16 protein-coding genes and 1 pseudogene are annotated in these 23,775 nt (G+C 62.8%); 13 read left to right on the plus strand and 4 right to left on the minus strand.

Annotated elements, in window-relative coordinates; all coding sequences use genetic code 11:
* The first annotated feature begins 33 nt into the window (after nt 1-33).
* The 9 genes from AC1DXM_RS16000 (at nt 34) to bglA (ending at nt 15,052) form a co-directional block, all read left to right on the plus strand.
* Nucleotides 34-1,095: an ABC transporter permease gene (locus tag AC1DXM_RS16000; RefSeq protein WP_477234076.1), complete on the plus strand. Its 1,062-nt coding sequence runs from the start codon at nt 34-36 to the stop codon at nt 1,093-1,095.
* 2 nt (nt 1,096-1,097) lie between these two features.
* Nucleotides 1,098-1,880: an ATP-binding cassette domain-containing protein gene (locus AC1DXM_RS16005; protein ID WP_477234078.1), complete on the plus strand. Its 783-nt coding sequence runs from the start codon at nt 1,098-1,100 to the stop codon at nt 1,878-1,880.
* 141 nt (nt 1,881-2,021) lie between these two features.
* Complete coding sequence (locus tag AC1DXM_RS16010) at nt 2,022-4,484, plus strand: glycogen/starch/alpha-glucan phosphorylase (RefSeq protein ID WP_477234079.1); 2,463 nt, start codon at nt 2,022-2,024, stop codon at nt 4,482-4,484.
* 77 nt (nt 4,485-4,561) lie between these two features.
* Entirely contained in the window at nt 4,562-6,775 is a 2,214-nt protein-coding gene (gene glgB / locus AC1DXM_RS16015) for a 1,4-alpha-glucan branching protein GlgB (RefSeq protein ID WP_477234081.1), read from the plus strand.
* Between the two features lie 60 nt (nt 6,776-6,835).
* Complete coding sequence (glgC, locus tag AC1DXM_RS16020; RefSeq protein ID WP_192256465.1) at nt 6,836-8,101, plus strand: glucose-1-phosphate adenylyltransferase; 1,266 nt, start codon at nt 6,836-6,838, stop codon at nt 8,099-8,101.
* 78 nt (nt 8,102-8,179) lie between these two features.
* A complete protein-coding gene (glgA, locus tag AC1DXM_RS16025) occupies nt 8,180-9,625 on the plus strand; it encodes a glycogen synthase GlgA (RefSeq protein WP_477234083.1) in 1,446 nt (481 codons plus the stop codon).
* Nucleotides 9,626-9,628: 3 nt separating this feature from the next.
* Complete coding sequence (locus AC1DXM_RS16030; RefSeq protein ID WP_477234085.1) at nt 9,629-11,257, plus strand: alpha-D-glucose phosphate-specific phosphoglucomutase; 1,629 nt, start codon at nt 9,629-9,631, stop codon at nt 11,255-11,257.
* Between the two features lie 157 nt (nt 11,258-11,414).
* Nucleotides 11,415-13,415: a glycogen debranching protein GlgX gene (gene glgX, locus AC1DXM_RS16035; RefSeq protein WP_477234087.1), complete on the plus strand. Its 2,001-nt coding sequence runs from the start codon at nt 11,415-11,417 to the stop codon at nt 13,413-13,415.
* Complete coding sequence (gene bglA, locus AC1DXM_RS16040; RefSeq protein WP_477234089.1) at nt 13,415-15,052, plus strand: beta-galactosidase BglA; 1,638 nt, start codon at nt 13,415-13,417, stop codon at nt 15,050-15,052. Before glgX ends, bglA begins: the two co-directional genes overlap by 1 nt.
* A gap of 139 nt (nt 15,053-15,191) precedes the next feature.
* Here the strand turns inward: bglA and AC1DXM_RS16045 are convergent, their stop codons facing one another.
* Nucleotides 15,192-16,961 (minus strand): pilus assembly protein TadG-related protein, encoded by a 1,770-nt coding sequence (locus AC1DXM_RS16045; RefSeq protein WP_477234091.1) that lies wholly within the window; start codon nt 16,959-16,961, stop codon nt 15,192-15,194.
* On the minus strand, nt 16,961-17,407 hold the full coding sequence (locus AC1DXM_RS16050) for a TadE/TadG family type IV pilus assembly protein (protein ID WP_192256477.1): 447 nt from the start codon (nt 17,405-17,407) through the stop codon (nt 16,961-16,963). The genes AC1DXM_RS16045 and AC1DXM_RS16050 overlap by 1 nt, the downstream gene beginning before the upstream one ends.
* Nucleotides 17,408-17,697: 290 nt before the next feature.
* Here AC1DXM_RS16050 and AC1DXM_RS16055 point away from each other — a divergent pair, with 290 nt between their 5' ends.
* From AC1DXM_RS16055 to AC1DXM_RS16070, 4 genes are all read left to right on the plus strand, one after another.
* Nucleotides 17,698-19,290 (plus strand): peptide ABC transporter substrate-binding protein, encoded by a 1,593-nt coding sequence (locus tag AC1DXM_RS16055; RefSeq protein ID WP_477234093.1) that lies wholly within the window; start codon nt 17,698-17,700, stop codon nt 19,288-19,290.
* A gap of 173 nt (nt 19,291-19,463) precedes the next feature.
* Complete coding sequence (locus AC1DXM_RS16060) at nt 19,464-20,387, plus strand: ABC transporter permease subunit (protein ID WP_477234095.1); 924 nt, start codon at nt 19,464-19,466, stop codon at nt 20,385-20,387.
* A complete protein-coding gene (locus AC1DXM_RS16065) occupies nt 20,380-21,507 on the plus strand; it encodes an ABC transporter permease (protein WP_477234097.1) in 1,128 nt (375 codons plus the stop codon). Before AC1DXM_RS16060 ends, AC1DXM_RS16065 begins: the two co-directional genes overlap by 8 nt.
* A gap of 17 nt (nt 21,508-21,524) precedes the next feature.
* Complete coding sequence (locus AC1DXM_RS16070; RefSeq protein WP_477234099.1) at nt 21,525-23,144, plus strand: ABC transporter ATP-binding protein; 1,620 nt, start codon at nt 21,525-21,527, stop codon at nt 23,142-23,144.
* Between the two features lie 41 nt (nt 23,145-23,185).
* On the opposite strand, the gene AC1DXM_RS16075 is transcribed toward AC1DXM_RS16070, so the two are convergent.
* The gene (locus AC1DXM_RS16075; RefSeq protein WP_477234101.1) at nt 23,186-23,530 is read right to left on the minus strand and encodes a hypothetical protein; all 345 of its coding nucleotides are present in this window, start codon (nt 23,528-23,530) and stop codon (nt 23,186-23,188) included.
* Nucleotides 23,531-23,575: 45 nt separating this feature from the next.
* Nucleotides 23,576-23,734, minus strand: a pseudogene (locus AC1DXM_RS16080) (SOS response-associated peptidase); the annotation flags it as partial.
* Nucleotides 23,735-23,775 lie beyond the last annotated feature (41 nt).

Here is a 23,775-nt window from a genome sequence, read left to right on the forward strand (position 1 = left end):
CGGCATGGAGCCGAAGCCCAGGGGAGAGGAAACATGGCTCAGGCTCAGGAATTCGAAAAAGTTCTCTCGAGCAGCGACACAAGCGTTGCCGCCTTTGACGAGCACAAATCGGCCGTCAAGCGCATCCAGCATTTCCTGCACTCCACGCCGGCGGCGGTGCCGCTGATTGTGCTGGTCCTGTCGATCATCATTTTCGGCATCGCCATCGGCGGACGTTTCTTTTCATCCTACACGCTGACGTTGATCCTGCAGCAGATCGCCATCGTCGGCATCCTCGGTGCCGCGCAGACATTGGTCATCCTGACCGCTGGCATCGACCTGTCGATCGGCGTGATCATGGTGATCTCGGCCGTGATTATGGGCAATTGCGCGGTCAGCTACGGCATGCCGGCCGTGCTCGCGGTGCCCATCGGGCTTGCCGCCGGCGCGGCCTGCGGCCTGCTCAACGGCCTGCTGGTCGCCTACATGAAGCTGCCGCCGTTCATCGTCACGCTCGGCACCTGGAATATTGTCATGGCGACGAACTTCATCTATTCGGCCAACGAGACGATCCGTGACACCGACGTCGACACCCAGGCGCCGCTGCTGCATCTCTTTGCCCTGAGCTTCAAGATCGGGACGGCGGTGCTGACACTCGGCGTCATCGCCACGGTCGTGCTTGTTTTGGTCCTTTGGTACGTGCTCAACCACACCGCATGGGGCCGCCATGTCTACGCCGTTGGCGATGATCAGGAGGCAGCGAAGCTCTCTGGCATCCAGACCAAGAAGGTGTTGGTGACGGTCTACACCCTTGCGGGGTTGATCGCCGCTTTTGCGGCCTGGGTCTCCATCGGCCGCAATGGCTCGATCTCGCCGTCAGCCGCCGTCACCGACTACAATCTGCAGGCGATCACCGCGACGGTGATCGGCGGTATTTCACTCTTCGGCGGACGCGGCTCAATCCTCGGCACGCTTTTCGGCGCGATGATCGTCGGTGTCGTCTCGATGGGCCTCAACATGCTGGGCGCCGATCCGCAGTGGAAGGTGCTGCTGACCGGTGTGCTGATCATCGGCGCCGTGGCCATCGACCAATGGATCAGAAAGGTTTCGGCATAATCATGACCCAGGAACCCATCCTCACCGCGCGCGGCCTGATCAAGCGCTACGGCCGCGTCACCGCCCTCGATAGTGCCGACTTCGATCTCTACCCGGGCGAAATCCTGGCCGTCATCGGTGACAATGGCGCCGGCAAGTCATCGCTGATCAAGGCGATTTCCGGTGCCGCCGTACCTGACGAAGGCGAGATCCGGCTTGAAGGCAAGGCCGTTTCCTTCAAATCGCCGATGGAGGCGCGCGAAGCCGGCATCGAGACGGTCTACCAGAACCTGGCTTTGTCGCCGGCGCTGTCCATCGCCGACAACATGTTCCTCGGCCGCGAGATCCGCAAACCCGGCTTCCTCGGCAACTGGCTGCGCATGCTCGACCGGCCGGCGATGGAAAAGCGCGCCCGCGACAAGCTCACCGAACTTGGCCTGATGACCATCCAGAACATCAGCCAGGCGGTGGAAACGCTGTCAGGCGGCCAGCGTCAGGGTGTGGCGGTGGCGCGCGCCGCCGCTTTCGGCAGCCGCGTGGTGATCATGGACGAGCCAACTGCAGCACTTGGCGTCAAGGAGAGCCGCCGCGTGCTCGAACTGATCCTCGACGTCAAGAAACGCGGCCTGCCGATCGTGCTGATTTCGCACAACATGCCGCATGTCTTCGAGGTCGCCGACCGTATCCATATCCATCGGCTCGGACGTCGCCTCTGCGTCATCGATCCCAAGCAATATACGATGTCGGATGCCGTGGCTTTCATGACCGGAGCCAAGGTTCCGCCGGAAGCGGCGCTCGCGGCCTGATCCGCTCTGCGGATAAATTGCCGCAGGGGCAACCGGCGGCATACCGATCTAAATCGATTGAATGTATGTTGCGATGCACTAGGATGGGCTGGGACTGACAGCGAAAGCCGGTATGATCGCAGCACGATCACGAGAGGCAGTATGACGCGAACAATGACAGCCAAAGCTCCTGTTCTCGAAATCCCCGATCCCAAGACGCTCGCCGACGAAGTGCTGTCGGCCCTTAAATACCGGGTCGGCAAGGGCACCTCCGTCGCCACCCAATATGATTGGCTGACAGCCTCGATCAAGGTCGTACGCGACCGCATCGTCGATCACTGGATGCAGGCGACGCAGGAGGCCTACGCCCAGCAGGAAAAGCGCGTCTATTATCTGTCGCTCGAATTCCTCATCGGCCGGCTGATGCGCGATGCCTTCTCCAATCTCGGCCTTATGGACAATATGCGCGAAGCGCTGAAGTCGCTGGGCGTCGATCTCGACCTCATCGCCGGGCTCGAACCGGACGCCGCGCTCGGCAATGGCGGCCTCGGTCGGCTCGCCGCCTGCTTCATGGAAAGCATGGCCACCGTCGACATTCCCGCGCATGGCTACGGCATACGCTACGCCAACGGCATGTTCCGCCAGGAAATCCATGACGGCTGGCAGGTCGAACTGCCCGAGACCTGGCTCGACCACGGCAACCCCTGGGAGTTCGAGCGCCGCGAGCGCGCCTTCGAGGTCGGCTTCGGCGGTTCGGTGGAATCGATCACCTCCAAGGACGGAAGGCTCGAACGCCACGTCTGGAAGCCGACCGAGCATGTCCAGGCCGTCGCCTACGACACGCCGGTGGTCGGCTGGCGGGCCAACCGTGTCAACACGCTGCGGCTGTGGTCCGGGATGCCGATCGATCCGATCCTGCTCGACAAGTTCAACGCCGGCGACCACATCGGCGCGCTTGCCGAAAGCAACAAGGCCGATGCCTTGTCGCGCGTGCTCTATCCCGCCGATTCCCACAAGGCCGGCCAGGAACTCAGGCTCCGCCAGGAGTATTTCTTCTCCACCGCCTCGCTGCAGGACATCGTCCAGCGCCATCTCAGCCAGTATGGTGATCTTGTCTCGCTGCCCGACAAGGCGGCGATCCATCTCAACGACACCCATCCGGCGATTGCCGTGGCGGAGCTGATGCGCCTGCTGATGGACGTCCACGGCATGGATTTCGACCAGGCCTGGGACATCACCAAGCGCACCTTCGGCTACACCAACCACACGCTGCTGCCCGAGGCGCTGGAAAGCTGGCCGGTGCCGCTGTTCGAGCGGCTTTTGCCGCGCCACATGCAGATCGTCTACGCCATCAATGCACAGGTGCTGCTCGAAGCCCGCGCCACCAACCAGTTCTCGGGCGAGCAGATCAGCCGCATCTCGCTGATCCAGGAGGCCGGTGACCGCCGCGTGCGCATGGGCAACCTCGCCTTTGTCGGCTCGCACTCGATTAACGGCGTGTCGGCGCTGCACACCGAACTGATGAAGGAGACGGTGTTTGCCGATCTCCACAAGCTCTATCCCGACCGCATCAACAACAAGACCAACGGTATCACGCCGCGGCGCTGGCTGATCCAGTGCAATCCAGGCCTCACCGCGCTTACCCGTGAGGCGATCGGCGACCGCTTCCTCGACAATATCGACGCCATCAAGGGGCTCGATGCCTTTGCCGACGACGCGGCTTTCCGCGACAAGTTCGCCGCCGTCAAGCGCTCCAACAAGGTCAAGCTCGCCAATCTCGTCGCCGACCGGCTCGGCATCAAGCTCGATCCGTCGGCGCTGTTCGACATCCAGGTCAAGCGCATCCACGAATACAAGCGCCAGTTGCTCAACATCCTGGAGGCGATCGCGCTCTACGACCAGATCCGCTCGCATCCCGAACGGGACTGGATGCCGCGCGTGAAATTCTTCGGCGGCAAGGCGGCGCCGAGCTACCACAACGCCAAGCTGATCATCAAACTGGCCAATGACGTCGCCAAGGTCATCAACAGCGACCCGTCGGTACGCGGCCTGCTGAAAGTGGTGTTCGTGCCGAACTACAATGTCAGCCTGGCCGAAGTGCTGATGCCGGCCGCCGACCTGTCCGAACAGATCTCGACCGCCGGCATGGAAGCGTCGGGCACCGGCAACATGAAGTTCGCGCTGAACGGCGCCTTGACCATCGGCACGCTCGACGGCGCCAATGTCGAGATCAAGGAGTGCGTCGGCGACGACAACATCTTCATCTTCGGCCTGACCACGGCCGAAGTCGCCGAGCGGCGCAACAATGGCTACAACCCGCGCGCCGTGATCGAAGGATCGCCGGAACTGGCGCAGGCTGTCGCCGCCGTCTCGTCGGGCGTGTTCTCGCCCGACCAGCCGGACCGCTACCGCGAGCTGATCGACGGTCTCTACAACACCGACTGGTTCATGGTTGCGGCCGATTTCGACGCCTATGCCGCTACCCAGCGCGATGTCGACGCCGTCTGGCGCAACAGTCCCGACTGGTATGCACGCGCAATCCGCAACGTTGCCCGCGTCGGCTGGTTCTCTTCCGATCGCACGATCCGCCAATATGCGAAAGAAATCTGGAACGTACCCGCCTGATATGATTGCATGAGACCACGAACAATGGGTCTTGTGCACAAGAACAAGAACTGGCTCCCCGGGAGGGAAATCGGCTGATGAGGAAACCGCGCGTGACCGCTGCGACAAGCGGGCCGGACGGGCTGGCACCAGCCGGCGATGTCGCGGCGATTGTTGCCGGCACGCATGGCGATCCTTTTGCAATCCTGGGCGTGCATGAAGCCGGCAAGGCTTTCGTCGCCCGCTGCTTCGTGCCCAATGCCGAGTTCGTCACCGCCTATACGTTGACCGGCAAGGAGGTTGGCGAACTCTCACGCCGCGACGATGCCGGTTTCTTCGAGGGCAAGGTTTCGATCCGCAAACGCCAGCCGCTGCGCTATCACGCCAAAAATGCCGGCGGCGACTGGTGGCTGACCGATCCCTATTCCTTCGGCCCGGTGCTCGGCCCGATGGATGACTATTATATCGCCCAAGGATCTCATCTCAGGCTGTTCGACAAGCTCGGCGCCCATCTCATCGACCATGAAGGCGCGTCGGGCGTGCATTTCGCCGTCTGGGCGCCCAATGCGCGGCGTGTATCGGTCGTAGGCGATTTCAACGAATGGGACGGCCGCCGGCACACGATGCGCGACCGCCGCGACACCGGCATCTGGGAATTGTTCATTCCCGACATCGGCGCCGGACGGCCCTACAAATACGAGATCATCGCTCCCGATGGCGTACGCCTGCCGCTCAAAGCCGATCCGTTCGCCTTCAAATCCGAACTGCGCCCGGCCACCGCTTCGGTGACGGCGGTGCCGCCGGCGCATGAATGGGGCGACGATGCGCACCGCAGCTACTGGCGCAAGGCCGATCCCCGGCGCGAAGCCATATCGATCTATGAGGTCCATGCCGGTTCGTGGCAGCAGCACGACGACGGCAGCTTCCTGTCATGGGACGAACTCGCCGACCAGCTGATCCCCTATGCCGTCGAAACCGGCTTCACCCACATCGAATTCCTGCCGATCTCCGAACATCCCTATGACCCGTCCTGGGGTTATCAGACAACCGGACTTTATGCCCCATCGGCGCGCTTTGGCGACCCGGACGGCTTCGCCCGTTTCGTCGACGGTGCGCACCGCGCCGGCGTCGGTGTCATCCTCGACTGGGTGCCGGCACATTTCCCGGTCGACGCGCATGGCCTGGCCAATTTCGACGGCACCGCGCTCTACGAGCATGCCGATCCGCGCAAGGGTTTCCATCCCGACTGGAACACCGCGATCTACAATTTCGGCCGCCGCGAGGTGGTGTCGTTCCTCGTCAACAACGCGCTGTTCTGGGCCGAGAAATACCATGTCGACGGTTTGCGCGTCGATGCGGTCGCCTCGATGCTGTACCTCGATTACTCGCGCAAGGCCGGCGAGTGGATCCCCAACGAGAAGGGCGGCCGCGAGAACCTCGAAGCGGTCTCCTTCCTGCAGAAGATGAACAAGGAGCTCTACGGTCACCATCCCGGCGTGATGACCATCGCCGAGGAATCGACCTCATGGCCGAAGGTCTCGGCGCCGGTGCATGAGGGCGGGCTGGGCTTCGGCTTCAAGTGGAACATGGGCTTCATGCACGATACGCTGGAGTATTTCGCCAAGGAGCCGATCTTTCGCAAGCACCATCACAACGACCTGACCTTCGGCCTGACCTACGCCTTTTCAGAGAATTTCGTGCTGCCGCTCTCTCACGACGAAGTCGTGCACGGCAAAGGCACGCTGCTTGGCAAGATGGCCGGTGACGACTGGCAGAAATTCGCGACTTTGCGCGCTTTCTACGCCTTCATGTGGGGCTATCCCGGCAAGAAGCTGTTGTTCATGGGCCAGGAATTCGCCCAGCGCCGCGAATGGAGCGAGGCGCGCGCGCTCGACTGGAACCTGCTCGACTTCCGCCCGCATCGCGGCGTCTGGCAGACGGTGCGCGACCTCAACTATCTCTACCGCTCGCGCCCGGCGCTGCATGCGCGCGACTGCGAGCCGGACGGCTTTTCCTGGCTGATCGTCGACGACAAGGAAAACTCGGTCTTCGCCTGGCTGCGCAGTGCGCCGGATGGCAATCCCATCGCCGTTATTTCCAACTTCACGCCGGTACCACGCGACAATTATCGCGTGCCGTTGCCCAATGTCGGCAAATGGCGCGAAATCATCAACACCGACGCTTCGGACTATGGTGGTTCGGGCAAGGGCAATGGCGGCGTGGTCGAAGCCAGGGCGGAGGGAGGAGGCATATCGGCAACGATGCTTTTGCCGCCGCTGTCGACGATCATGCTTGAACTCGTTGCGGACTAAATCCGTCAACTCGTTGCGGAGTGAGCCGTGCTCCAGACCGGTAATTTGGGAGGGTAAAAAATGGCAGACTTGAAGAGAACCCAGCCGCTGGCGCGCGATGCCATGGCCTATGTGCTGGCCGGCGGCCGCGGCAGCCGGCTCAAGGAATTGACCGACCGACGCGCCAAGCCCGCTGTCTATTTCGGCGGCAAGACGCGCATCATCGATTTCGCGCTTTCCAATGCGCTGAATTCCGGCATTCGCCGCCTCGGCGTCGCCACCCAATACAAGGCGCATTCGCTGATCCGCCATCTGCAGCGCGGCTGGAACTTCCTGCGGCCGGAGCGAAACGAAAGCTTCGACATCCTGCCGGCCAGCCAGCGTGTCTCGGAAACCCAGTGGTATGAAGGCACCGCCGACGCCGTCTACCAGAACATCGACATCATCGAGGCCTATGGCCCCGAATACATGGTCATCCTCGCCGGCGACCACATCTACAAGATGGACTACGAGCTGATGCTGCGCCAGCACGTCGACGCCAACGCCGACGTCACCGTCGGCTGCCTCGAAGTGCCGCGCATGGAGGCGACCGGCTTCGGCGTCATGCATGTCGACGGCAAGGACAACATCATCGCCTTCGTCGAAAAGCCCGCCGATCCGCCCGGCATTCCCGACAAACCGGAATTCGCCCTGGCCTCGATGGGTATCTATGTTTTCAAGACCAAGTTCCTGATGGAACAGCTGCGCCGCGATGCGGCCGAGCCGGGCTCCAGCCGCGACTTCGGCAAGGACATCATCCCCTACATCGTCCAGCACGGTAAGGCGATCGCGCATCGCTTCGCCAAATCCTGCGTGCGCTCGACCGCCGAGAACGAGGCCTACTGGCGCGATGTCGGCACCGTCGACGCCTATTGGGAAGCCAATATCGACCTGACCGACGTGACGCCGGAACTTGACCTCTACGACCGCGACTGGCCGATCTGGACCTATGCCGAATTGAAGCCGCCGGCAAAGTTCGTTCATGATGAGGAAGGCCGCCGCGGTTCGGCTGTCTCCTCGCTGGTGTCGGGCGACTGCATTGTCTCAGGCGCTTCGCTGAAGAAGAGCCTGATCTTCACCGGCGCACGCATCAACTCCTATTCGACGCTGGAAGAAGTTGTCATGCTGCCCGACGTTCATGTCGGCCGGAACGCAAAGTTGAAGCGTGTCGTCATCGACCACGGTGTAAGGATACCGGAAGGGTTGGTGGTTGGCGAAGACCCCGCCCTCGACGCCAAGCGCTTCCGCGTTTCCGAAAAGGGCATCTGCCTGGTCACGCAGGATATGATCGACAAGCTGAAGCTATGAAGCAATTCCAGGAAAAGTGTGAAACGGTTTTCCGTCCGGAATTGCGCAAAACAAAGAGTTAGACAGGATCAGAAACGCATGCAGGTTCTGTCGGTCACGCCCGAAATCTTCCCGCTGATCAAGACCGGCGGACTTGCCGACGTGACCGGCGCACTGCCGATCGCCCTTGCCGCCAAGGGCATGACGATGCGCACGCTCATTCCCGGCTTTCCGCAGGTGATGGACGCCTTCAAGAAAAAGAAGGCCGTCTACCAGTACCCGCTGCTGCAGGGCGGCAAGGCTTCGGTCCATGCCGTGCAGATTGCCGGGCTCGACCTGTTCGTGCTCGACGCGCCACATCTCTACGATCGTCCCGGTGGCCCCTACGGCAACGCCGCCGGCGCCGACTGGCCCGACAACTGGCGGCGCTTCGCGGCGTTGAGCCAGGTAGGAGGCGACATCGCCGGTGGCGCCATCTCCGGCTACCAGCCCGATCTCGTCCACGCCCATGACTGGCAGTCGGCGATGACGCTGGCCTATATGCGATACGGCAAGGCGGTGGGGGTGCCGTCGCTGATCACCGTGCACAACCTTGCCTTCCAGGGCCAGTTCGGTGCCGGCATCTTCGGCGAGCTCGGCCTGCCGGCAGTGGCGATGGCGCTCGACGGCGTCGAATATTACGGCGGCGTCGGCTTCCTCAAGGCCGGCCTGCAGGCCGCCTGGGCGATCACCACGGTCAGCCCGACCTACGCGCAGGAGATCCGCTCGCCCGAATTCGGCATGGGCCTCGACGGCCTGATCAACATGCGATCCTCGGACCTCTACGGCATCGTCAACGGCATCGACACCGACATCTGGAACCCCCAGACCGACAAGCATCTGGTGTCGGCCTATTCCGCGCAGACGCTCAAGGCTCGCCTTCCCAATCGGGCGGTTGTCGAGGACCGTTTCAATCTGGAGCACGACGACAGCCCGATTGTCTGCGTGATCAGCCGGCTGACCTGGCAAAAGGGCATGGACATATTGGCTGCGGTGGTCGACGGGGTCGCCGCCACTGGCGCGCGGCTGGCGATCCTCGGCTCCGGCGACGCCGGGTTGGAAGGCGCACTGCTCGCCGCCGCCGCCCGCCATCGCGGCCGCGTCGGCGTTGTCGTCGGTTACGACGAGGGCTTGTCCCACATCATGCAGGGCGGCTGCGACGCCATCGTCATCCCGTCGCGCTTCGAGCCCTGCGGGCTGACCCAGCTCTACGGTCTGCGCTATGGCTGCGTGCCGGTCGTCGCCCGCACTGGCGGCCTTGCCGACACCATCATCGACGCCAACGAAGCCGCGATCTCGGCAGGTGTAGCCACCGGTTTCCAGTTCGCGCCCAACAATGGCGGCGCCATGCTGCACGCCATCCGCCGACTGGTCGACGCGCATGCGAGCCCAGCGGTCTGGGAACAGATCCAGCGCCAGGGCATGAAGGCCGATGTCTCCTGGGACAAGAGCGCCGACAAATACGTTGAACTCTACCGCCTGTTGCTTTCGAAAAGGGTTGCCTGAAGCATGATCCGAACCGTTCCAACCAAACCCTATCTTGACCAGAAACCCGGCACGTCCGGCCTGCGCAAGAAGGTCCCTGTCTTCCAGCAGGAGCACTATGCCGAGAACTTCATCCAGTCGATCTTCGACGCGCTCGATGGCTTCAAGGGCAAGACGCTGGTGATCGGCGGCGACGGCCGCTTCTACAACCCCGAGGTCATCCAGAAGGCGATCGCCATGGCCGCCGCCAACGGCTTCGGCAAGGTGATGGTCGGGCAGGGTGGCATATTGTCGACGCCGGCCGCCTCGCATGTCATCCGCAAATACAAGACCTTCGGCGGCATCATTCTGTCGGCCAGCCACAATCCGGGCGGCCCGCATGAGGATTTCGGCATCAAGTACAATGCCGGCAATGGCGGCCCGGCGCCGGAAAAGCTCACCGACGCGATCTTCGAAAAGACCAAGACGATTTCGAGCTTCAAGACCGCCGACATCGACCAGATCGACATCGACAAGATCGGCACCGTCGAGGCCGGCGGCATGACGGTGGAGGTGATCGATCCGGTCACCGACTATGCCGAGCTGATGGAAAGCCTGTTCGACTTTGACGCCATACGAGCCAATTTCAAATACGGCTTTCGCATGCGCTTCGATGCCATGCATGCGGTCACCGGTCCCTATGCCAAGGAGATCCTCGAGCGCCGGCTTGGCGCGGAGAACGGCACCTGCCGCAACTACAAGCCGCTGCCGGATTTCGGTGGGCATCACCCCGACCCCAATCTGGTCCATGCCAAGCATCTCTATGACGAGATGATGGGACCGGACGCGCCGGATTTCGGGGCCGCCTCCGATGGTGACGGCGACCGCAATTTGATCATTGGCAAGGGCATCTTCGTCACCCCCTCGGATTCGGTGGCGATGCTTGCCGCCAATGCGCAACTGGCGCCGGGCTACAAGGACGGCCTCAAGGGCATCGCCCGTTCGATGCCGACCAGCGGCGCTGCCGACCGCGTCGCCGAAAAGCTCGGAATCGGCATCTACGAGACGCCCACCGGCTGGAAGTTCTTCGGCAATCTGCTCGATGCCGGCAGGGCAACGATCTGCGGCGAGGAGAGTGCCGGCACCGGCTCCAACCATGTGCGTGAAAAGGACGGGCTGTGGGCGGTGCTGTTGTGGCTCAACATCCTGGCGGTGCGCGGCGAAAGCGCCAAGCAGGTGGTCACCGAGCACTGGGCGACCTATGGCCGCAACTATTATTCGCGCCATGACTATGAAGAGGTAGAGACAGAGCGCGCCAATGCCCTGGTCGACGAGTTGCGCGCCAAGCTGACCTCGCTGCCTGGCACCAGCGTGCGCGGCCTGAAGATCGCCAACGCCGACGACTTCGCCTATCACGATCCTGTCGACGGTTCGGTGAGCAAGAACCAGGGCATCCGCATCCTGTTCGAAGGCGGCTCGCGCGTCGTCTTCCGCCTCTCCGGCACCGGCACTTCGGGCGCTACACTGCGCGTCTACATCGAGCGCTATGAGCCGGACAGGACAAGGCACGATCTCGACACGCAAGAGGCGCTTGCCGACCTGATTGCCGCGGCGGATGACATTGCCGGCATCAAGAGCCACACCGGCCGCAACAAGCCGAGCGTGATTACTTGAGAGTGGTGCTTGCCTTACCCTCCCCCTTGTGGGGAGGGTCGATCCGCGCAGCGGATCGGGGTGGGGGTGCTCGTAGAGTGTTTTCCCTGCGCCGACCCCCACCCCGCTCACTTCGTTCGCGACCCTCCCCACATGGGGGAGGGTGGAGGACGCGCCCATGACCACACTCGGCGCAGCCATCACCCGCGATGGCATCCGCTTCGCCGCTTGGTCGTCGTCGGCACGACGTCTTTGGGTGTCGATCTTCGACGACACCGGCACCCGCGAGATCGACCGGCTTGAGCTCCAACCCGAAGGCGAGGGCGTTTTTGCCTTGTCAGTCGCCGGCCTTGCCGGCGGCACCCGCTACGGCTTTCGCGCCGATGGCGACTACGCGCCGGAACGCGGCCTGTGGTTCGATCCGGAAAAACTGCTGACCGATCCCTACGCGGTCGAAATCGACAGGCCCTATCAGCATCACTGGCGGCTCGCCGCCCGGCGCAACGAAGGCGCCGATACCGCGTCGCTGATGCCCAAGACCGTCGCTCGCGCGCTGCCAAAGCCCCAGCCGGCCAAGCCGCCGCTGTTCCAACCCGGCGGCCTGATCTACGAGCTCAATGTCCGTTCCTTCACCAGGCTGCACCCGGACGTGGCGGAAGCCCAGCGCGGCACCATTGCGGCGCTTGCCCACCCGGCCATCATCGAACACCTCAAAAAGATCGGCGTCTCCGCCGTCGAGCTGATGCCCATCACCGCCTCGATCGACGAACGCCATCTGCCGCCGCTCGGCTTGAGCAATGCCTGGGGCTACAACCCCGTCACCTTCATGGCCCTTGATCCGCGCCTGGCGCCGGGCGGGTTGGCCGAATTGCGCGACACGGTAGCGGCCCTGCGCAAGGCCGGGATCGGCACCATCCTCGATCTCGTCTTCAACCACACCGGCGAGAGCGACCGGCTCGGGCCGACGCTTTCGCTGCGTGGCCTCGACGCGCAGGCCTATTACCGGCACGAACCGGATGGCAGGCTGGTCAACGACACCGGCACCGGAAACACCGTCGCCTGCGACCATCCGGTCGTTCGCGACATGGTGCTCGATACGCTCCGTCATTTCGTCCGCTACGCCGGCGTCGACGGTTTCCGCTTCGATTTGGCGCCGGTCCTCGGCCGCGTCGATGGCGTTTTCGATCCGGAAGCGCCCTTGCTTCAAGCCATTGCTGGCGACCCGATCCTTACCGATAGGGTGCTGATGGCCGAGCCCTGGGATATTGGCCCGAACGGCTATCAGCTGGGCAATTTCCGCCCGCCATATCTGGAATGGAACGACCGCTACCGCGACGACATCAGGCGCTTCTGGCGCGGCGATGCCGGCGCCGTCGGTGCGCTGGCAACAAGGCTCGCCGGCTCGTCCGATGTCTTCGCCAAAGAAGGGCTCAGCACCAGCCGCACGGTCAATTTCATCGCCGCGCATGACGGCATGGCTTTGGCCGACATCGTCGCCTATGAGGCCAAGCACAACCAGGCCAATGGCGAGAAGAACCGCGACGGCCACAATGAGAACCTGTCCTGGAACAATGGCGTCGAGGGCGAGACCTCCGACAAGGCGATTGCCGAGGCCCGTTCCGGTGACCGTCGCGCGCTGCTTGCCACCCTGTTTGCCTCGCGCGGCACCATCATGCTGACGGCGGGCGACGAATTCGGCCGCACGCAAAAGGGCAACAACAACGCCTACGCACAGGACAACGCCATCACCTGGCTCGACTGGGCCGGGCGCGACCTCGCGCTGGAAGCCCATGTGTCGGCGCTCGCCGCACTGCGCCGCGCGGTTTCAGCGCTTGCCGCCCCGCGCTTCCTGACCGGGGAGCCGCCGACTGGTTCTGATGTGCCCGATGTCGCCTGGCTGACCGAGACCGGCGCACCGCTTGGCGAGGCCGACTGGAACGATGCCGCGCGCCACCGTCTCGTCATGCTGTTTGGCAATACGGGGGAAGGCCGCCTGGCCGTCATCGTCAATGGCGACCGCCGCCAATGCGTCTTCACGCTGCCCGTGCGGGAAGGATTCCAATGGCAGCCGGCTGTTGAAACGCAGGCGATCGACCTTGCGCGCCCGCTGCCCGGCCGCAGCGTGAATTTCATGATAGAGCGCCGGACCGCAAAGACGCGCGCCAGGAAGGGTTCGTGATGGCCGATGGCAATACAGAGCAGGGGGCCGACTGGTGGCGCGGCTGCGTCATCTACCAGATCTACCCGCGCTCGTTCCAGGATACGACGGGCGACGGTAGCGGCGACCTCTCAGGCGTCACATCGCGGCTGGCGCACGTCGCCTCGCTCGGCGTTGACGCCGTCTGGCTGTCGCCCTTCTTCAAGTCGCCAATGGCCGACATGGGCTACGACGTATCGGACTATCAGGCGGTCGATCCGATGTTCGGCTCCCTGGAGGATTTCGACGCGTTGGTGGCCGAGGCGCACCGGCTCGGCCTGAAGGTGATCATCGACCAGGTGCTGTCGCATTCCTCCGACAAGCACGAGTGGTTCGTCGAAAGCCGTACCAGCCGCGACAACCCCAAGGCCGATTGGTACGTCTGGGCCGACACCAGACCCGACGGCAACGCGCCCAACAACTGGTTGTCGGTTTTCGGTGGCCCGGCCTGGGAATGGGACGCGACCCGCCGGCAATACTACATGCACAATTTCCTGGCCTCGCAGCCGGACCTCAATTTCCACAATCCAGAGGTTCAGGACGCATTGCTGGAGACGGTGCGGTTTTGGCTCGACCGCGGCGTCGACGGCTTCCGCCTGGACACGGTAAACTACTATGTCCATGACCGCTGGCTGCGCAGCAATCCGCCTTTGGCGTCGAGCGTCGCCGGCACCAATGGCGAAACCAACACCTATCTCTTCCAGGAACATCTGTTCGACAAGTCGCAGCCGGAGAACCTCGGTTTCCTCCGGCGCTTTCGCTCTCTGCTCGACGAGTATGACGGCCGCGCTAGTGTCGGCGAGGTCGGTGACGAAGGCCGCTCACTGCAGACGCTGGCCGCCTACACATCCGGCGGCGACAAGCTCAACATGTGCTACACATTCGACCTGCTCGGCGCGCAATTCTCGTCTGCCCATGTGCGCGGCTGCGTCGAGGCGTTTGAAACAGCGGTTGCTGATGGCTGGGTCTGCTGGGCGTTTTCCAACCACGATGTCGTGCGCCATGTCAGCCGCTGGACGCGGCCGGGCGGCGATCCGGATGCGGTGGCGAAATTCTCGATCGCTCTGCTCGCCTGCCTGCGCGGATCGATCTGCCTCTATCAAGGCGAGGAGCTTGGGCTGCAGGAGGCGGAACTGACCTTCGAGGATTTGCGTGATCCCTTTGGCATCCGCTTCTGGCCGACGGTCAAGGGCAGGGACGGCTGCCGCACGCCGATGGTCTGGGAGGCGGGCGCCGACAATGCCGGTTTTTCGTCGGCCAAGCCCTGGCTGCCGGTGCCGGCAAGCCAGCGCGCCCGGGCGGTCGACGTCCAGAATGGCGACGAAAATTCGGTGCTCGCCGGCTACCGGACGATGCTGGCCTTGCGCAAGGCGCATCCGGCTCTGGTCAAGGGTTCGATCCGTTTTCTCGATACCGAGGGCGATGTCCTTGCCTTCATCAGGCAGGGCGAGGCCGAGACATTGCTCTGCGTCTTCAATTTCGCCGACGAACCGGCCGACTGGCCACTGCCGCCGGATTTCGGGCCCGTCGTGGCGATAGCTCCGGGTGGCGGTGCGGTCCTACAGGAGGAGGGGCTGTCGCTGCCGGCGCTGGGCTGGTTTGTCGGACGAACCAGTTAGAGCGCTTCACCGTTTCACGGAAACGGCGAACCGCTCTATCTCTTTGTTTTCACGCAATTCCCAAGGGAAAGCGCTACGCGCTTTTCCCGGGAAAACCGCTCACACTTTTCCTGGAATTGCTCTAACCGATAGATCGGGCCTATTGCACCAGAACGGAGCGGCCGCAGGTCGCGCCGGTGACCCGGACATCGGCCTGGCCGACGCTCACCCCGAGCGCTGCGAGCACATTGTAGACCAGCGTGTCGACAGGCGCCGTCACGCTGTTCAGCAGCGCCACCACCGGCGGCTTCACGGTTCCCAGCAGAGTGCTGAGGTTGATCGGCAGGCCCAGCGGATTGGCCGTCAATGTCAGATCGCTGACCAACGACGTTGTCAGCGACTGCGTCAGGTTCTGCGTCGAGGCAGTCTTGATCGTCTTGGCGGTGATATTGGCATAGTCGAAGACAAGGTTGGTCGGATTGATGTTTTTCATCGCAAATGCCGCCGAGCCCTTCACCGACACGGGCGGGACGAGCAAAAGCTTCACTGCCGCGATTTCGGTAATGGAGAAAAGCTCATCTTTGGTGAAGTCGGCGAAGGCTCCGGGATTGCCGTCGGCGCTGCTGGCGGCAAGATGCGCCTCTACGACACCCGGAGTTGTGGCTACCGTGACCTTGATGCTCTCGGGACGGCCCGTCGGACAGCTTATGTCCGTCAGCTTGGCCTCCGCATAGGCGATTTCGATATGCAGCGGCAGGGTGACGGAGAGCAGGCTGGTGCCGCCGCCTATATTGCTGTTGCCGACAGTGACCGACGCCAGAAGCTTGATGCGTGTCTGCGCGGTGCGCACCACGGTACCGGCCTCGCCGACAGCCAGCCATGGCGAGGATTGCATCGGCTCGCCAATGGCGACGTTGAGCGTCGTAGCGGTGAGGCCAGGCACGGTGACGCCAAGGTCGAGCTGGGCCTGGTTGGTGCCGTTGGCAAGGGAGGCTGCGGCCGTCAGCATCCCCATGGCGCTGGTATCGACACCCAGGCCCGAGGGCTTTTGCCCGATACCCAGGCGGCCGATCGAGCCGAGGTCGACAAGGTGGCTGAGCGGAATCTGGACCGTGCTGGTGGCCTTCGAGGCTACCGACTGCAAGGCCAGCTTGGCCGTGTTGCCAAGCCCCGGGACATTGGCCATGGCGGTTGCGATCTGGCCGATGCTGGCCTTTGAAGCCAGCACATCCGAATAGGTTACACCGGTCATGTTCAACTGAACCGCGAGCGCGTCGACAAAGGAAAGCACGTTGATGTCGGCCGCGATCAGGGAATTATAGTCCATCACGCTGAGCGAGATGTTGCCGCCCACCAGTCCCTTGAGGAGCGCGTTGAGCAGGCCGTCATTGACGCTGAGCAGCCTCGAGCCGACCGAAAATGTCGCCTGCGCCTGGGCGTTTGCGGTGGCCGTCGTGCCGATGACCGGTGGGGCCATGAACGAGGCGCCGAAATAGAGCGTGCCCTGCTTCTTCAGGAACACGCGCACGGCATTGTAGGGCAGCTTGCCCGCTTCGAACCGGCTGCCGGCGGCGATCGAACTCAAGCCGGTGTAGCGTCCCGGCACAATCTGGACCACCGCCTTGGTGGCTGTTGGCGCGACGGTTGTCCCGTCTTTCTGCACGGCAACCGAGCTGATGCCATTGTCCTTCAGCGTCGTCAGCACCGCCGTTTCGACGTGGGCGAGGTTGGCCGCAGCAGTGATCGCCGCCAGGTCGACGATCGACTGCGCTGCGCGGCGCTCGTTGAATAGCGCACCCTGGTCGACGGCGAACGCCGTCAGGGCCAGCGCGACAGGCGCGCAGAGCGCCGTCATGACAGCGAAATTGGCCCGCGTCTCGCGCAGCAGCCGCCGGCATATCTGCCACATTCCGGCAACGGCACTACGCATCAGATGCCCCCGACCCGGATCGTCGATTGACGTTGAATGGTCATGCCCGGCATCGCCAGATTGGGGAACAGATTCCAGATCGGCAAATTCCGTGCGTCGTAGCTGACCGAGACCACGAACTGACTGCCATCGGCGACGCTGTCCTTGGCGTCGACCGTCAGTTTCGTGGCATCGACGAAGGGATAACCATTGACATCGTTGTTGATAAAGTTGGTCACCAGCGTCTTGCGTTCAGTGGCGTTCAGCCCCGCAATCGCCGTTCGCGCCGCATCCGCCGCGATTTGCTGGACCGAATGGCTGGCGCCGAAATAGATGCCATATGCAACCATTCCGAGTAGGAGCAGGATGAACAACGGCGCCAGCATGGCAAATTCGATCGCCGAGGTCCCCGAGGCGTTCGCCCGGAAACGACACCACAAGGCAGGGAGTTTTGGGTTCTGCAGCATACTGCCAAGCATGCCAAACTTCGCTTGCAAAAACAGAAAACCGATAAGGCAACCGCAAGGTGCAGCCAGTTGAAAGGCATCTGAATTTTAGCTGGTACTATTTTAGCGCTGGACTACTCACTCTACGTCAAGCAGCGGGCGGTTGAAATAATATTTCCGTCTGTCTAGTGTCCTGCCACCAGCTGCCGGAAAGGGAACCGGCGGCGCGCTCAAAGGGGCCAGAAATCGGTTCCGGGGCGTTAACACTCGAAAGGCGCGAGCCGTTGGGCCGCGCCAAAGGGAGAGACTTCATGCTGAAAAATATGCTGAAGGCGACGCTGGTCGCCACAACCATGACCTTTGCTGCAGGCACGTTCCTGACGCCGGCCCTTGCCGAGACCGTCTATAACAGAGGCAGCGCCGCCGAAGTCGAAACGGTCGATCCGCACAAGACCTCGACCACCTACGAAGCCGATGTCATACGCGACCTGTTCCAGGGTCTGGTCATGCACGATCAGAAGACGAACCTTATTCCGGGCGCCGCCGAAAGCTGGACCGTGTCCGATGACGGCACCGTCTACACCTTCAAGCTGCGCAAGGACGGCTTGTGGTCGGATGGCAGCCCGGTGACGGCGGACGACTTCGTCTACTCCTTCCGTCGGCTGGAGGATCCGGCGACCGCCGCCGAATACGCTTCCATGCTCTATCCCGTGAAGAACGCCGAGGAAGTCAACACCAAGAAAGGCAAGCCTGAGGATATGGGCGTCAAGGCGATCGACGCCAACACCCTGGAAGTGACGTTGAAGGCGCCGACGCCATACTTCCTCGAGATGCTGACCCACCAGGCCACCTATCCGGTCAACAAGGCCTCAATCGACAAGCTCGGCGCCGACTGGATCAAGGCGGGCAATCTCGTTTCGAACGGCGCCTATACACTGGCCGAGTGGATTCCCAACGACCACATGAAGCTGGTCAAGAATCCGAAGTTCTGGGACGCCGCGACCGTCAAGATGGACGTGGTCAACTACATCCCGACCGAAGACCGCTCGTCGGCGATGAAGCGCTTCGAGGCCGGCGAACTCGACAGCTACGGCGACCTGCCGACCGAACAGCTTGCTGACCTCAAGACCAAATTCGGCGATCAGGTCCGTGTCGGACCGTATCTCGGCACCTACTACTATGCGATCAAGACCGACAAGGCGCCGTGGGACAATGTCGAGCTGCGCAACGCCATCTCGATGGCGATCGACCGCGACTTCCTCGCGGAGAAAGTCTGGCAGAACTCGATGCTGCCGGGCTATTCGATGGTGCCTCCAGGCATCGCGGGCTACACCCCGGCACTGGCCAAATACGCCGACATGTCGCAGATCGACCGCGAGGACGCCGCCAAGAAAATCCTCGAGAAACTCGGCTATACGCCTGAGCATCCGCTGAAGATGGAGATCCGCTACAACACCTCGGAAAACCACAAGAACACCGCGGTTGCCATCCAGGAACAGTTGAAGCCGCTTGGCGTCGAGATCACGCTGCTCAACACCGATACCAAGACCCACTATTCCTTCCTCGAGCAGAAGGGTAACTACGACGTGGCGCGCGCCGCCTGGATCGCCGACTACAAGGATCCGGAAACCTTCCTCGGCATCACACGCAAGGCCAGCGGCAACAACTATTCGAACTACAACAGCCCGGCATACGAGGCGGCCATGGACAAGGCCGCCGCCGCTGGCGGCAAGCCGGAAGAGCGCATGAAGGACCTCACTGACGCCGAGCGCATCCTTGTCGATGACGTCGGTAACATTCCGCTTCTCTACTACAGCTTCCACGACATCGTTTCCTCGAAGCTGCATGGCTTCGATGACAATGTGATGGACGTCCATCCGTCCCGCTTCGTCTCCAAGGACTGAATCATCCTTGACTGGACCGCCGCGCCTCATCCGGGCGCGGCGGCTGGTCGGTCATCGCATCGGTCCGAAAGTCGTGGTCGATTTTCGGCAAGCCCGGTGCGAAGATTTGGAGCGCCGGAGCGTGGCAATGCGTCCGCATGGACGTGTGTCGCTCTGGCCGAAGCGGGGCGCCGATGCTGCGATATATTCTCCGGCGGCTTCTGACCGCCATACCGACGCTATTCGTCATCGTGACCATGGCGTTCTTCCTGATACGCGTCGCACCAGGCGGTCCGTTCAATCAGGAGCGGGGCTTGAGCCCCGAGATCAGGGCCAATCTGGAAGCTCAGTTCGGCCTCGACGATCCGCTCTGGCTGCAATATGCCCACTATCTTGGCAATCTTTTGCGCGGCAATTTCGGGCCGAGCTACAATTTGCCTGACTTCACCGTCACCGAACTCTTCGCCAAGGGCTTGCCGATTTCAGTCCAGCTCGGCACCTCCGCGCTGATCCTGGCGCTTCTGCTCGGCTCGGTGCTCGGCACCACTGCCGCGCTCAACCAGAACAAGCTTGGTGACTATACGGTGATCGCGCTGGCGACCGCCGGCAGCACCATCCCAACCTTCGTCATCGCCCCTGTGATTCAGCTGGTGTTCGGATTGACCTGGAAGCTGTTGCCGATCGGCGGCTGGGGTGATGGCGCACTGATCAACAAGGTCGGCCCGGTGCTGACGCTCGCTTTGCCGCAGATCGCCATCGTTGCCCGCCTGATGCGCGGTTCGATGATTGAGAGCTTGCGCTCGCATCATATCCGAACGGCGCGTGCGCTCGGCCTCTCCGACTGGTCGGTGGTGGTCAAGCACGCGCTGCGTGGCGCCATCCTGCCGATCGTGTCCTTCACCGGGCCGGCGGCCGCGGCGCTGCTTACCGGTTCGGTTATCGTCGAGACGATCTTCTCCATTCCCGGCGTCGGCCGCTATTTCGTCGATGCCGCGCTCAACCGCGACTACACGCTGGTGATGGGAACCGTGGTGGTGATCGCGCTCTTCACCATCGTCTTCAACCTGATCGTCGACGTCATGTACGCCGTCGTCGACCCGAGGGTGCGCTATGACTGATATCGCAGCCACCGCCGCCCCGCCGGCCGTCGTCGGCCGCTCGCTCTGGGGCGACGCATGGGCGCGCCTGAAGGCCAACCGCGCCGCCATGTTCAGCCTCTATTACCTTGCCTTCATTGGCGTCATCAGCGTGTTCGGCCCCTGGTTCGTGCCGCACCAATACACCACCATCTATGCCGACTATGTGCGCACGCCGCCAAGCTTCTCAGCCTATCCGAAGCCCGACATGATCGAGACGGCGCTTGACGATGCGATCAAGCGCATGCGCGTCAACATCAAGGAGTGGAAACTGGACGGCAGTCGCGTCACCGTCACCGTCACCTCGACCAAGCCGATCGACGAGCGCAATATCCGCTACCTCGACCGCTCCGATGCCTTCGACGATACCAAGATCGAGAGCAAATCGGCCGACGGGCTCGAATTGACGATGACTGCGTCGGTCAAACAGCAATATTTCCTGTTCGGCACCGACAACACCGGCCGCGATCTGCTGTCCCGCACGCTGATGGCAGGGCGCATTTCGCTGGCCATCGGCCTGCTTGCCGGCGTTGTCGCCGTGGTCATCGGCGTCCTCTATGGCGCAGCGGCCGGCTTTTCCGGCGGCAAGATCGACGAGGTGATGATGCGCATCGTCGACGTGCTCTATTCGCTGCCGTTCATCTTCTTCGTCATCATGCTGGTGGTGTTCTTCGGCCGCAACTTCGTGCTGATGTTCCTAGCGGTGGGTGCGGTGCTGTGGCTCGACATGGCGCGCATCGTGCGCGGCCAAGCGTTGTCGATCCGCCGCCAGGAATATGTCCAGGCCGCCGAGGCCATGGGCGTCGGCCAGCGCGGCATCCTGCTCCGCCATGTCATCCCCAACCTGCTGGGACCCGTGGTGATCTACATGACTCTCTTGGTGCCGCAGGTCATCATCCTGGAAAGCTTCCTGTCCTTCCTCGGCCTTGGCGTGCAGGAGCCGATGACCAGCTGGGGCGTGCTGATCTCGGTCGGCGCCAAGAACATCGGCACCGCCAACTGGCTGCTGCTGTTTCCTGCCTTCTTCCTCGTCTCGACGCTGTTTGCACTGAATTTCGTCGGCGACGGCCTGCGCGACGCGCTCGACCCGAGAGATCGATAAAGATGGGAACCGTTGATATGGCAACTCCCGAAACGATCCTCAGCGTCAAGGACCTGCGCGTCCGCTTCCGCACGCTCGACGGCGCCGTCGAAGCGGTCAAGGGCATCAACATTCACGTCAATGCGGGCGAAACCGTTGCCGTGGTCGGCGAATCCGGCTCCGGCAAGAGCCAGACGATGATGGCGGCGATGAGCCTGCTGGCCTCCAACGGCGAGGCGACGGGCCATGTCGACTACCGCGGCCGCAACCTGTTGACGCTGAGCAAGTCCGACCTCAACAAGGTGCGCGGCGCCAAGATCAGCATGATCTTCCAGGAGCCGATGACCTCGCTCGATCCGCTCTATTCGATCGGCAACCAGCTGATGGAGCCGATCCGCAAGCATCGCGGGCTGAACGCGGCCGAGGCGCGTGAAGAGGCGCTCAAGCTGCTCAGGCTGGTGCATATTCCCGACCCCGAGCGGCGGATGAAATCCTATCCGCACGAAATGTCGGGCGGCCAGCGCCAGCGCGTCATGATCGCCATGGCGCTGGCCAACGACCCCGACATCCTGATCGCCGACGAGCCGACGACCGCGCTCGACGTCACCATCCAGGCGCAGATCCTGGTGTTGCTCGCCGAACTGCAGCGCAAGCTCGGCATGGCCATCGTCTTCATCACCCACGACCTCGGCATTGTCCGGCGCTTTGCCGACCGCGTCTATGTCATGCGCTATGGCGAGGTGGTCGAAGAGGGCGAGGCAGAAGCACTGTTCGCCAACCCGCAGCATGCCTATACGAAAATGCTTCTGGCCGCCGAACCGACCGGAACCAAGGCGCCGCCGCCGGCCAACGCGCCGGTGTTGCTCGAGGGCAGGAATGTCGAGGTGACCTTCAAGATCGGCGGCGGCTTCCTCGCCGGCGAGCCGCTGTTGCTACGCGCGGTCGACCACATTTCGATCCGGCTGAAGCGCAACCAGACCATCGGCATCGTCGGCGAATCCGGTTCCGGAAAATCGACGCTCGGCCGCGCCCTGCTCAGGCTGCTGCCGAGCGATGGCGTCATCCGCTTCGGCGACCGGGATATTTCCACCGCCGACCGCCAGGCGATGCGGCCGCTGCGACGTGAGATGCAGCTGGTCTTCCAGGATCCGTTCGGCTCGCTGTCGCCGCGCATGACCGTCGGCCAGGTCATCACCGAAGGGCTTCTGGTGCATGAGCCGAACCTGTCAGGCAAGCAGCGCGACCAACGCGCCGTCGAGGCCTTGCTCGAGGTCGGCCTCGATCCCAACGCGCGCAACCGCTACCCGCACGAATTCTCCGGCGGCCAGCGCCAGCGCATCGCGATTGCGCGGGCCATGATCCTGAAACCCAAACTGGTGGTGCTGGACGAGCCGACCTCGGCGCTCGACCGCTCGGTGCAGAAACAGATCGTCGAATTGCTGCGCAAGCTGCAGGCCGACCACGAACTGTCCTATCTCTTCATCAGCCACGACCTCGCCGTGGTGCGCGCCATGGCCGACTACATCATCGTCATGAAACAGGGCAAGATCGTCGAGGAAGGCCCGACCGAAGAGATATTCAGCAACCCGCAGGCAGCCTACACACAGACGCTGATGAACGCGGCGATCGATGTGACGCGGTTCCGGTTGAGTGCTTGAGGCGTGAGGTGAAGCAGATCGTCAGGGCAGGGCCAGTGCGCTTAGCCCGTTGACTTGGGGCATCTGCTGGCTCTTGTCGTGACAATCACGTCTTCCCGCTGCTTCAGCTTTTCGATCCTGGCCGTCTCACGGTTGGCGACAGCGGTCTTGACGCGTGCGCCGCCGAGCAGCCAGTTCGGCACGCTGGTGTTGGCGACCTTGCCGCGGGTGATGGCGGTTTGCGAGATTTCACGCGCGATATCGCCCACGGCGTTATTGAGCTCGGCGCATGTCATGCTGTCGTATTTCGCCGGGTTGACCGTACCGCCCAGCGATGAGCAGCCTGTCGCCAGCGACAGAGCAAGCAGCGCTGACAGCCGGCTTGCGATCGAAATCAATAACTTCATCTTCCGCACACCTCGTTTCGGGCCGCTGTTTCGGCGGTTGCCCCATTATCGAGGTAGCGCGGGTGGTTGTCTCGTCAAAACACCAGCCCACGCCAGACGCCGATGCGGCCGGTTTGCCTTTAAGTGGATGGGCGCAACGTCTGGTCCCGGCTCCGTCGTCAGCATTGTGAATGTGGGTGGCTTATTGCCTTCGCCGTCGCGCCACTATTTGTGACAAGGGTGCCGTCGAGACTAAACCTCTGAGT

Source organism: Mesorhizobium sp. P3_A2 (genome assembly GCF_056403115.1).